The sequence below is a fragment of the Proteiniclasticum ruminis DSM 24773 genome, from assembly GCF_000701905.1.
Taxonomy (GTDB): domain Bacteria; phylum Bacillota; class Clostridia; order Clostridiales; family Clostridiaceae; genus Proteiniclasticum; species Proteiniclasticum ruminis.
In genome coordinates, this window is the sequence record NZ_JNKC01000001.1 from 932,905 (window position 1) to 945,611 (window position 12,707).

At 45.2% G+C, this 12,707-nt stretch carries 9 protein-coding genes; all 9 read right to left on the bottom strand.

Features of this window, described 5'->3' with window-relative positions; all coding sequences use genetic code 11:
* Positions 1–65 precede the first annotated feature (65 nt).
* The gene (locus T487_RS0104575) at positions 66–3,638 is read right to left on the bottom strand and encodes a DNA polymerase III subunit alpha (protein ID WP_031574570.1); all 3,573 of its coding nucleotides are present in this window, start codon (positions 3,636–3,638) and stop codon (positions 66–68) included.
* 39 nt (positions 3,639–3,677) lie between these two features.
* The gene (locus T487_RS0104580; protein WP_031574572.1) at positions 3,678–3,968 is read right to left on the bottom strand and encodes a Dabb family protein; all 291 of its coding nucleotides are present in this window, start codon (positions 3,966–3,968) and stop codon (positions 3,678–3,680) included.
* 47 nt (positions 3,969–4,015) lie between these two features.
* Positions 4,016–5,314, bottom strand: coding sequence for a DRTGG domain-containing protein (locus tag T487_RS0104585; RefSeq protein ID WP_031574576.1), 1,299 nt, complete (start codon positions 5,312–5,314; stop codon positions 4,016–4,018).
* A complete protein-coding gene (whiA, locus tag T487_RS0104590) occupies positions 5,314–6,264 on the bottom strand; it encodes a DNA-binding protein WhiA (RefSeq protein ID WP_031574579.1) in 951 nt (316 codons plus the stop codon). The genes T487_RS0104585 and whiA overlap by 1 nt, the downstream gene beginning before the upstream one ends.
* A gap of 199 nt (positions 6,265–6,463) precedes the next feature.
* Positions 6,464–7,801, bottom strand: a complete 1,338-nt coding sequence (locus T487_RS0104595; protein ID WP_031574581.1) for a gluconeogenesis factor YvcK family protein — start codon at positions 7,799–7,801, stop codon at positions 6,464–6,466.
* Between the two features lie 127 nt (positions 7,802–7,928).
* The gene (locus T487_RS0104600; protein ID WP_031574583.1) at positions 7,929–8,381 is read right to left on the bottom strand and encodes a zinc ribbon domain-containing protein; all 453 of its coding nucleotides are present in this window, start codon (positions 8,379–8,381) and stop codon (positions 7,929–7,931) included.
* Positions 8,382–8,394: 13 nt separating this feature from the next.
* Positions 8,395–9,498: a histidinol-phosphate transaminase gene (hisC, locus tag T487_RS0104605; RefSeq protein WP_031574585.1), complete on the bottom strand. Its 1,104-nt coding sequence runs from the start codon at positions 9,496–9,498 to the stop codon at positions 8,395–8,397.
* Between the two features lie 158 nt (positions 9,499–9,656).
* Positions 9,657–10,571: a UDP-N-acetylmuramate dehydrogenase gene (murB, locus tag T487_RS0104610; RefSeq protein ID WP_031574588.1), complete on the bottom strand. Its 915-nt coding sequence runs from the start codon at positions 10,569–10,571 to the stop codon at positions 9,657–9,659.
* A gap of 230 nt (positions 10,572–10,801) precedes the next feature.
* Positions 10,802–12,706: an excinuclease ABC subunit UvrC gene (gene uvrC, locus T487_RS0104615; protein ID WP_051651499.1), complete on the bottom strand. Its 1,905-nt coding sequence runs from the start codon at positions 12,704–12,706 to the stop codon at positions 10,802–10,804.
* Position 12,707 lies beyond the last annotated feature (1 nt).

The window sequence follows — 12,707 nt, forward strand, 5'->3', positions numbered from 1 at the left end:
TTCAAGATGATGCTCTGCCGCGAGAAAAAGTTAATATCTCCATGATACCACCGTCTGGACTTTTCCTAAGATTCAACCACTTTGACATTATCCTCTCCAAGTTTTTCCTCCAGCATCTTTACAATGGGGGACCATTCATCCACCCACAGATCCCTGGACAGCTGCATCACTTCTCTGGTCTTGGAAGAAACCACATGGACAGGCATTTCTCCATGGAACGTTTTAAACACCGTTCGTAAAGTCTTCACCATCAGCCTTGCTTCTTCCATGTCCTTAAACCTCAGATAGAGCTTTTTCTTTTTCTCCTCCAGGTTTCCGATGGACTCCACAATGATCTTTGTATTCTCTTCCTCTTTAATGGAAACTCTACCCCGGATCAGCACAATACGGTCTTCTTTCAGCTCTGAAACTACTTTTTCGTAGGCTTTCGGAAACACGATGCACTCAATGACACCAGACAGGTCCTCCAGCATCAGAAAGGCCATCATAGAAGAGTTTCTTGTGATTTTCCTCGTAATGTTTCTCATGAGTCCGCCAAGAATCACCCGGTCACCGTCTTTCAGATCTTTCTCATGAAGAACCGCATCTGCAAACATGGAAGCTTCATCCCGGACATCATCCAGGATGCTGTGATCCTCCGTGAGGATATCAGACACTTTGTGGCTGATACTCCTTGCCAGCCTGTCCTCATACTCATCCAACGGATGACCCGAGAGGTACATCCCTGTCATTTCCTTTTCCATGAACAGCAGGTCCTTATGACTGAACTCCTTAAGGTTCGGATAGGAAATGGTCATCATTTCCTCCTCTTCCAGAAGATCTCCAAACAAAGAGACCTGACCTTCAATATTTTTTCTGTTTTTCTGCGTGAAACTGTCCATGATCTTCTCATAAACTGCCAGCATCTGCGCTCTGTTTCCATCGAGTCCATCAAAAACCCCCGCACGGATTAGCGCTTCCACTGCTCGTTTATTAAGGCTTCCATTGGTGTTTCTCTCGAGAAAATCCATCAGTGTCTTATATACGCCGCCGGATCTTCTGTTTTCCACCAGGGACTCCACCATCTGCTTCCCAACCCCTTTGATGGCGCCGAGGCCAAAGACGATCTTCCCATCTTTTACCTTGTATTTCCATTCAGACAAGTTGACGTCTGGAGCATCCACTTCGATGCCTAAACCTTTGGCAAATCTAAGATAGGCGTAGCATTTATCTGCATTGCCCAGGAAGGAGTTCAGCATAGCTGCTGTAAACTCCGCAGGGTAATACCGCATGAGATAGGCCGTCTGATAACCGATGACCGCATAGGCTGCCGCATGCGCTTTATTGAAGGCATAACTTGCAAAATCCATCATCTGGTTGAAGATGGTGTTGGCTACCTGCTCAGAGATTCCATTTCGAACACAGCCAGGCACAATGACATTTCCTTTTTCATCATCCAGTCCATAAATAAAGTTCTTGCGCTCTTCCTCCATGACATCATGTTTCTTCTTGCTCATGGCTCGCCTTACAAGATCAGACCTTCCCATGGAATATCCTGCAAGGTCCCGCACAATTTGCATAACTTGCTCCTGGTAAACAATGACACCATAAGTGACCGATAGAATTGGCTCCAGCTCTGGACAAAGATAGGAGACTTTTTCCGGATGGTTCTTATTTTCGATGTATCTTGGAATCTCCGCCATAGGTCCTGGACGGTATAGAGAAATGCCCGCGATGATGTCTTCTAAAGAGTCTGGTTTCAGCTCCTTCATAAAGCTTGTCATACCCGCAGACTCCAGCTGGAAAACCCCCACGGTTTTTCCTTCTCCGATCATTTTATAGACCTCAGGGTCCTGAAGAGGCAGGTTGTCGATATCAATGTCCACGCCTCTATTGTCTTTCACCATATCCACGGTATCCCGCATGACGGTGAGCGTACGAAGACCCAGGAAGTCCATTTTCAAAAGTCCAAGTTCTTCCAAGGTGTTCATGGTGAACTGCGTTACAATGGACTCCTCATTTTTCTGAAGAGGGACATAATTCACCAGGGGCTTTTCAGAAATCACAACTCCCGCCGCATGGGTGGAGGCGTGTCTTGAAAGACCTTCCAGCTTCTTTGCGATATCCAGAAGCTCCATGACACGCCCATCACTTTCATAGGCGCGTTTCAGTTCTGGATTCATTTCAATGGCTCCTTCCAGCGTAATGCCCAGAACCGTTGGAATCATCTTGGCGATCTGATCCACTTCCCCATAAGGATAGTTCATGGCTCTGCCCACATCCCGGATACAAGCTCTTGCAGCCATGGTACCGAAGGTGATGATCTGAGCCACATTGTCCGCCCCATATTTTCCTACCACATAGTCAATGACTTCACCACGCCTTTCGTAGCAGAAATCCGAATCGATATCCGGCATGGAGATTCTTTCCGGATTGAGAAAACGCTCAAAAAGCAGCTGATACTTGATGGGGTCAATCTTCGTGATGTTGAGGCAATAAGACACACAGGACCCCGCAGCGCTTCCTCTGCCAGCTCCAGTGGCGATGCCATGGTCATTGGCGAACTTGATGAAGTCCCACACAATGAGGAAATAGTCCACATATCCCATGTCATTCATGATCTTCAGCTCATAGTCAATTCGCGTGATGATCTCCTTCTGCTCTTTCTCCACCAGACCTCTCAGCTCTTCCACATGAAGAGGTTTGCCCCGATAGGCAGAGAAGGCGTCATACTTCTCCACCATACCTTCGTAGGTTCTTTCAGTGAGATAGGTGTAAGGGTCCGCTCCTTCTGGCAGCGGGAACTTTGGCAGTTTCGATACGTGGAACTCATAATCAAAGCTGCACATCTCCGCAATTTTCACCGTGTTCTCCAGAGCTTCCGGTACATGGGAAAAAAGATCTTCCATTTCTTCATAGGACTTCAGATAGAACTCATCGGAAGGATACCGCATACGGTTCTCTTCCTCCACTGTTTTCCCTGTCTGTATGCAAAGAAGAATGTCATGAGCTCTGGCATCTTCTTTCTTCAGATAATGGACATCATTGGTGCAGACAAGAGGGATGCCAAGTTCTTTGGCTAAAGCAATGTTCAGCTTATTGACTTTCCTCTGCTCCTCTAGTCCATGGTCCTGAAGCTCCAGATAATAATCCTCCCCGAACAGTCCATGATAGAATTTCGCAGCTTCCTTGGCTCTATCCGGCATACCCAGATTGAAAAACTCCTGCACTTCACCACCGAGACAAGCAGAAAGACAAATAAGCCCTTCTGAATGCTTCTCCAGAAAAGCGTGGTCTACCCTTGGTTTATAGTAAAATCCAGACAAGGAGGCTTCCGACACAATCTTCATGAGATTCTCATAGCCGGTCTCGTTCTTTACAAGAAGAACAAGATGGTGGGTCGTATTCTCCGGATCCTGATTCTTGATGCTCATATCTTTCGCAGCCACATAGATTTCACAGCCGATGATGGGCTTGATGCCTGCTTTTTTTGCTTCTTTGTAAAAATCCACACAGCCGTACATGGAGCCATGGTCCGTGATGGCCACATGCTTCATGCCCAGTTCTTTCACACGGCTGATGATTCCGCTGATCTTCGCCGATCCATCCAGAAGACTGTATTCTGTATGAAGATGAAGATGGGCAAATGGTTTATTCATAAATTCAGTCCTTTCTATACCAAAGACAAAAAGATGTTCCTATGCGCTGAAGTCACAGGCTTTGGAGTCTAAAAGCATCGGTCTTAAGTGCGCCAGCACCTGATCCACATGGTAAGGATGCACCTGATACTCATCCATGGCTTCTTTAGAGTCAAAGCCTGAAATGAGGCAGATGTCGTAGCTTCTTCCCGTGAACAGCTCATCTTGACCTACCACCAGATGCTTCAGCTGAGGGATTTCCCCCTCCATGGCCAGAAGCAGCCCCTTTGCCTTTTCCATATTTTCTTTGGAATTTTCCTTTAATTTGAACATCACAACATGATAAAACATATAATTTCCCCCTATTTACTACATGTACTTTCTTTACACATTCTTACTTACTCATCCAGCGTATGCAGGATACTGAGTCTGGATGTGGCAATGAGCTTGTCTCTTGACTTCAGGTTCACATCTACTTTTGAGTGGAGCTTAGATGTCTTGATGATGTTGATCTCCATGGTGAACTTCGCATCAATGCCCAGCACTTCATAAAAGTCCGTAGCGCATTTATCCAAGCTGCAGCTGTAGTACTGGTTCTGCAGATGTGAGATGGCAGTCTTTGACATAAGCATGGAAAGGAGTCCTCTTGAAGCATTACCCAAGGGATCCAGAAATTCTGCCGTTACCACGCCACTATAGTAGAACTTTCCTTCTCTTTTTTCCACCGTCAAGTGCCGTATGATCTTGTCCTCCATGGTGTCTGTTTCCATGGGTTTCATATGACGCTCCTGAAGGGCTTTCAGGATGTCTGTTCTCGTAATGACACCCACAAGAACTCCGTCTTCAGTGACGGGGCATAGTGGAAGATTTTCCCAGTCCATGATGTGGGCCACATAGGATACCGTGGTCTTGGGCGTCACAGAAAGATTCACCTTACGGAGCACCTCTCCCACCCGATCACTTTCTTCTCTGCCAAGGGTTTCCTTTGGAGTGATGATACCCTGGACCACCATTTTCTCATCCACCACTGGAAACTTCTCATGGCCAGAACGCTCAGAAAGCCTGATATAGTCATGGATGGTGTCCCGCACCGTCAGATGATAGGTTTCCTTCTGGATGATGTCTTTGACATAGGGAATGGTCTGTTTGATGAGATTTTCTGAAATACCACGATTGATCATGGATGCTGTGGTGAATGTGTCATAGGAACAGGAGATGATTGGAATCTTCAGCCTGTCCGCCAGGGCCACATTCTTCTCAGTAGCTTTGAAGCCACCGGTGATGAGAACGCCAACACCCATATTGAGCGCAAGACTGTGCACTTCATCCCGGTTGCCCACAATGAGGAGTCCCCCAACTGTGAGGTACTTTTTCATGGCTTCCATGGTCATGGCTCCGATGTTGAACCGGTAGATGGTCTTTTCAACCCCATCTTTCCCCCCTAGAAGCTCGCCATCCACAATCCGGATGATCTCGTTATAGGTGATGGATTCAATCTTCTTTTCCTTCTCACTCTCTACACGGATGGTTCCTGTTCTTGGAAGAGTTTCCAGATACCCTTCCTCCTCCATGAGCTTAATGGCTTTATAAGCCGTGGCATCACTCACTCCCCGGTCTTTTGCCAAGGTTCTGACGGAAAGCTTCGTGCCCAGCTGCATTTCTTTGATATGTTCCATGATACGGTCAATCTTCGCCATTAGAGTCCTCCCTTTCTCAGTTCATCTGCTATCTTTTCTATTTTCCTCAATCTATGATTCACACCGGACTTTCCCACAGGAGGATTCAGCATTTCCCCAAGCTCCTTCAGGGACTCATCCGGATATTCAATGCGCAGCTCTGCAATATCACGCAGGGGCTTTGAAAGTCTTCCAAGACCAATTTCTTTCTCAATAAGTTTTATAGACTCTACTTGGCGTACCGCGGCGTTGACGGTTTTTGAAAGGTTCGCTGTCTCACAGTTCACCAAACGGTTCACATTGTTTCTCATATCTTTGACAATACGGACATTTTCGAATTCAAAAAGGCTGTTGTAAGCGCCGATGATAGAAAGAATATCCACAATCTGCTCTCCCTCTTTTAGGTAGACGATATGGGAGTTCTTTCTGGCAATGACCTTCGAGGTCAGCCCATAGGAATTGATGAGCTCTTTCAGCTCCTCCGCAAGCTCCAGAGAGTTCACAACAAACTCCAGATGATAGGCTTTCTCTGGATTTGATACACTGCCTGATCCCAGAAAGGAACCTTTGATATAGGCTTTCTTCAAGGCATCCGTATGTACCAGATTGGGGCTGATGGAGTAGTTCAGTCCCATCGCACCTTCTTCCTCCTTCAGTATTCCGGTCTCCAGAAGAAGTTCCCGAAGACCCATATCTTCCGAAATGACGATGACATAAACATTGTTTTTCTTGAGAGATCCAGATTTTTTCACAAGAAGCCTTCCGTGAATCTTCAGATGGTCCTTGAGAAGCTTGAAAATAAACCTCGCTGTAGAAGGATTTTCAGTGGTGATTTTAAAAGACAGCTTCGCTGACCCAAAAGCCAGCGTCCCAGAAAGACGCATGATGGCGGATAGAAGAGCAATGATCTCTGCCCTTGTAATCTCTGTATTTTTAGTGATTTCATTTTTAACTGTAGAGGAAAAAGACATACAACTCACCAGCCTGTTTTATTATAGTTCGATAATTCTCTGTATCTTCTGTATTTTTCAAGACAGTTTTAGTACAGCTGACCCTTCAATTATATCATAAACCACCCCTGGTGCATCGCATAAGAACCCTTCGCTTCGCATAAAATTAGACCGGAAGTCTTTGATATTGAACTCAAAGATTTCCGGTCCCATCTATTTGTCACACAGTTTGCTTCTTCCCTTTGAGTTTTCCAGAGAGCGCCACATACTCCAGAATTCGTTTCTTATCACTGACCAAGGTCTCCTCCAGAATAATCTCCATGAGCTTTTGAGAAAGCTTATCCGCGTCATGACGCACAGAAGATTCCCTTGGTTTGATGAAGTCACCCTGAATCAGCTTGAAAGGCTCTTCTTTGAGATTCTCATAATCGATCTCCACTTCAAACTGGTTCATCCTATGATACTTGTCCCGAAGATGGTCATTTCTGATTTTCATATCATTGGCAAAAACGTAGTCTAGTGGACCAATGTCCCCATGGGTATACAGAGCTTTCAGGTGATCCGATACTTTAAAGCCATCCGTTTCTCCCGGCTGAGTCATGACATTGGCAATGTAAATCTTCCTGCCTCTGCTCTTTTTGATGGCTTCAGGCACACCTTTCACCAGCAGGTTTGGAATAACCGAGGTGTACAGGGAGCCCGGGCCTAAAATGATGGCATCTGCCCGTAGGATTTCATTTTTCACATCTTCTAACGCCTCTGCATCCTCTGGTACAATATAGAGCCTTTGAATCCTCGCGCCTTCTTTGATGCTCACATCTGGAATATGGGACTCTCCCACCACCAGCTGGTTGTTGTCCAGCACCGCATGAATCTTCACATTATCTAAGGTCACAGGGAGCACCTTTCCAGTGATGGCAAGGACACTGGCCATCTTCTGCACTGCATCCTCAAAGTTGTCTGAGACTCCATCCATGGCCGCCAGAAAAAGATTGCCAAAGCTTTGTCCTTTCAGCGTACCATCTTTAAAACGGTACTGCATAAGCTCCTCCATAAGAGGCTCTGTATTGGCAAGGGCCACCAGACAGTTTCTGATGTCTCCAGGAGGCAGGATGCCAAGATCATCCCTAAGCGCACCTGAGCCGCCTCCGTCATCGGCCACAGTCACCACAGCTGTAATATTGTTTGTGTAGTTCTTGATGCCTTTCAGGATGGTGGAAAGACCTGTTCCTCCACCAATAATGACCACCCTTGGTCCCTGGACCAGAAGCTTCTTGTCATGAATAAGGCTTCCGATTTCTCTGGAGTCCATATTGAAATGAATAAGACCATCCTGCACGAGACTCATGAAACTTTTGATGAGCTCCGCTGTAGATACATACAGGGTAGAAGCCCCGAGTATCAGAAGATACACATAATAGACGCTGTAGGCTTCTTCGCCAAAGCGTCTGAAAATAAGCTCTATGATCGCAAATATAAGAAGTCCTATGCCTACAATCCCCAGTCCAAACCATCTTTTCAGTCCTACGCCCATGTTAAGCCAGTCTTTGATCTTCATCTTTCACACCTGTATCTTTACTATGATTTCTTTACTCTATAATATAGCACATCACTTTTCCTTTCATTATACCACAGGTATAAAAAAAGAAGGATGACTCTCTTTTAGAGCACACCCTTCCAAGTTTCTACATTTCTTTGCCGCAGTTCTTGCAGAACCTGGCATCTTCTTCATTCAGAGCTCTGCAATGGATGCAGCGGACTCTCACCACTTCCTTCTCACCGCTTTTCACCGAAGGAAGATCAATCTCTTCCAGAGCATCTTTCAGCATGCCGCCAGCGGCTTTCGTATAAGGCGTCAGATCTTCTCTGGCTTTTTCAGGGTCGAGCACAAGACCAGAACCTGCAGCACCTCTAGCACCTAGATTCATCACAAAAGTCCCCGCACCGATTAGAATAAACCCGTAGAATCCATTTTGCATGAAGTTTCCTTCATAGGCAAAAGGGTCTCCCGTAAAGGCGATGAAAAAGACAGACATGAAGAGGATGATACCAATACCCATCATTGCCATGCCTGTATAGTACAGACCTTTTCGTTCCGGAGATATTTTCTTTTTGTCCCGGGGTTTCTGATTGTCCAAGTATACTCCTCCTTTAGTTGCCGTCCATTTCTTCTAAGACTTCTTTGTACACCTTCATAAATCCGATGTTGTGGTCCATGGTGGAAATAGATACTCGGATATGACCTGGAATCCCAAGGAATCCGCCAGGTCTTATGATGTATCCTTTCTGCATGAGTCTTCTGAAAATCTCCATATCATCTCTTTGGGTATCCCAGAGAATAAAGTTCGCATCCGTCACCACATAGGGCTGACCAAGCTCTTCCAGCTCCTTGTAGAAGAACTCTTTTCCTCTGGTGTTTTCCGTCACTACTTCATTTAAGAACTCTTCATCTTGAAGGGCTGCCACTGCGGCTTCCTGGGCAAAGAGATTCACATCAAAGGGATCCACCACCCGGTAGAAATATCCGATGAGCTCAGGATCTGCAAATCCGTAGCCTACTCTCAGTGAAGCCATACCATAGGCCTTGGAGAAGGTTCTCAGCACGATGAGATTTTTATAGTCATCTAGATAGCTCAGAGCATCGAAGTAGTCTTCTCTTGTCACATACTCTCTGTATGCTTCGTCTAGAATAACCATCACTGTAGAGGGTACTCTATGTAAAAAACCTTCCAGTTCCTCTTTTCCAAAGGATGATCCTGTGGGGTTGTTTGGATTACAAAGATAGATGATCTTTGTTTTGTCGGACACAGCCTCCAGCATCAAATCCAGCTGCAGGGCCAGATCTTCCATAGAAGTTTTTACAACCTTTGCGCCCATGAGCTTTGCATTATCTTCATAACGTGAGAAGGAATGCTCCCCCATGATAATTTCATCCCCTGGATACAGAAAGGTAGACGAAATCACTTTAATCAGCGAATCTGAGCCCCCTCCGATGATGATCTCTTCCATGGCTCTTCCTGTCCGGAGGCTCAGTTCATGGCGTAAGCCATAGGATCCAGAATCCGGATAAAGGCTGATGTCTTCCAGTGTCCTTCTCATCATTTCCTTTACCTTTGGACTGGCACCCATGGGATTTTCATTGGATGCCATTTTAACAACAGTCTCCAGCCCCAGTTCACGCTTGACCTCAGAAATTGGTTTTCCCGCCACATAGCGTTTCATCGCCTTGATCTCTTCTCTGATTCTAAACTCCATTTTCTTCCCCCTTGAATGAAATCGTATACCTCCATGATACCTTATGTGCCCATGGCAATCAACCCAGGAATTTCATACTGCCTGTACCAGATTCAGACAAAAAAAGGAAGGTATACTCCATTAAAGAGCCAAACCTTCCAAACTGTTAAAATCAATAATTAGTCTTCTCCAACAATGAGCACTTCAGTACAAAGCTCAACGTTGAACTTATCCATGACGGTGGACTGAATATAGCTGATGAGATTAAGAACATCTTTCGCTTCTGCATGGTCTTTGTTGATGACAAATCCGCTGTGTTTTTCAGAAACCTGAGCACCGCCAATCTGATATCCTTTCAGACCTGCATCCTGAATCAGTTTTCCCGCATAATGTCCTGTTGGTCTCTTAAAAGTGCTTCCAGCTGATGGGAATTCCAGCGGCTGACGCTCTTCTCTTCTATGGGTAAGATCATCAATTTTCTCCTTGATGTCCTCTACTCTGCCTGGTGAGAGCTTGATTACTGCATCCAGCACCACATAGTTCTCCGTCTTGATGATAGAAGTGCGGTACCCCATCTCCAGACTTTCTTTTTTCAGTGTAATCACTCTCAGGTCTTTTGTAATAACCCGGACACTTTCCAGCACAAAAGACATTTCTCCATCATAGGCTCCAGCGTTCATGAACACCGCTCCGCCCAGAGTTCCTGGAATACCACAGGCAAACTCAAATCCTGTGAGGCTTGCATCAAGGGCTTTTTTGGAAATATCTTCCAGAAGCGCTCCGCATTCAGCGACGATGGTATCTTCTTTAACCATGATGCCGTTGATTTTATCTGTTTTAATGACGATCCCCCGGATTCCGCCATCTTTCACCAGAAGGTTTGATCCATTTCCAATAAGGAAAGTGGGGATGTCTTTCTTTCTTACGTATTCAATAATATGAACCAGTTTATCCACAGAATTCGGTATAACCAGTACATCTGCAGTTCCGCCAATCTCAAACCAGGTATGGTTTCTCATGGGTTCATCCAGTAAAATTTCCTCTTTGGTGAGGATCGATGCCAAATCTTCATAGGCATACAAATATTTGTTCATCATCAGTGCTCCTTACAGTTCATTCCATCTATGCATTATACACAATCCTGCGGAAGAAATAAATAGGCATTCGCACAGAATGAAATACAAGTGTTACTTGAAACTCTATGTATCTATGTCTCTATCCCTATCATAGCGCTCTTCTTTGACTAAATAGTTAAGGAATCATGACGAGAAAAATAATTGTGAATTTTTTCCTGCTCGTGATTTAAACCCCTTGCAGATTTCCATCATTCAGACTGCGGATTCATCGCTGAACCTGCCTCTTTTTCTATTCTGCCATGAAAATAGCTGTGGATGCTTTTGGCAGTTTCCAGATCAATGCCTGGAGTTTTTTTCAGCTCTTCCAAAGAAGCCCCTCTAATGGCTTCAATGGAGCCGAACTTCATCATAAGATTCTTTCTTCTTCTCTCTCCCACCCGAGGAATATCTTCCAGAATGGAGTGAAGTGTTCTTTTATCCCGTAGAGTTCTATGATAGGTGATGGCAAACCGATGGACTTCGTCCTGGATCCTTGTGAGGAGGTTTCTAGCCTCCTTGCGGTCTCTCAGTCCATATTCCACATTGTTATAGATGATACCTCTTGTCCTGTGTGCATCATCCTTCACAAGACCCATAACTGGAATTTCCAGCCCCAGCTCCTGCATTACTCCTAAAGCAATGTTCACCTGACCTTTTCCGCCATCCATGATGATCAGATCTGGAAAAATCGAGAACTTTCCACCCTGATAATCCAGCTTCTGAGCTTGTATCTCGCGGATCTCATTGAGTCCACGCTGGAATCGCCTGGTGAGAATTTCCCTCATGGAATCGTAGTCGTTGGCGCCCTTCACCGTTTTAATCTTGAATCTTCGGTAATCACTCTTTTTAAACTTGTGGTCTTCATAGACCACCATTGTACCAACGGAATCCACCCCTTGGATGTTCGAAATGTCATAGGCTTCCAGCCTATGAGGCAGATCTTCAAGTTCCAGCAGTGTGGCAAGATCTGTCAGAGCTTCCATATTGCTCTCGTACTCACTGAGAATCTTCTCCTTGAACTGCTCCATGGTGGCCCTGGCATTGCTCTCTGCCAAGGTGAGCATATTGAGTTTCTCTCCTCTTTTGGGTGCATGGAGAAGAACACCCTTTCCTCTTCTCATCTCAAGCCATTTCTGAAGAACCTCTTCTGTAATCTCAACCCTAGTATAAATACTCTTAGGCACAAAAGCGGTACCACTGTAATAGCTCTTCATAAAGTCCATGAGAATGATCTCATCTTCTTCCTTGGCAAAGCCTTTCAGAATATGATGCTCTCTGCCCATGAGCTTTCCGTCCCGGACATTGAAAACCTGAACGGAGACATCCTCGTCGTCCTTGAACAGACCAATATAGTCCTCGTCGTCGATTCTTCCTGTGAAAATCTTCTGCTTCTGCACTGTCTTCTCAATGGAAAGAAGTTTGTCCCGAAGTCCTGCAGCACGTTCGAAATCAAGCTTTTCGGCAGCTTCCATCATTTCATCCTTGAGACTCTTTTTGATTTTCACATCTTTTCCTTCCAGAAGACGAATGATGTCTTCAATCATAAAACCATACTCTTCCTTCGAAATATATCCCGCACAGGGAGCTTTACAAAGACCTAGGTGGTAATTCAGGCATGGCTTTGTCCTTTCTCCGAACTCCAGGATAATTCTTTTACAGGTCCGGATAGGATAGATTTTCTTAATAGTATCGAGGGTTTCATGGACCGCCGTGGCATCGGTGTAGGGACCGAAATACCGGTTCCCATCTTTGGCAAAGGTCCTTGTCACGTAAACCCTCGGAAAATCCTCATTGGTGGTGATCTTAATGAAGGGAAAGTGCTTGTCATCTTTCAGCAGCACATTATATCGCGGACTGTATTTTTTAATGAGGTTCATCTCAAGAATCAGAGCTTCCATCTCACTGTCCGTGAGAATATACTCAAACTCCGCCACTTTACTGACCATAACTCTGGTTTTTTCCGAGTGATTTTTGGAGTTCAGAAAATACGACTTCACTCTCTTTTTGAGATTCTTTGCTTTCCCTACATAGATAATCTCACCTAACTCATTTTTCATAAGGTATACGCCCGGATTATCCGGGAGTATACTCAGCTGATAGTCAAAATCAAACACT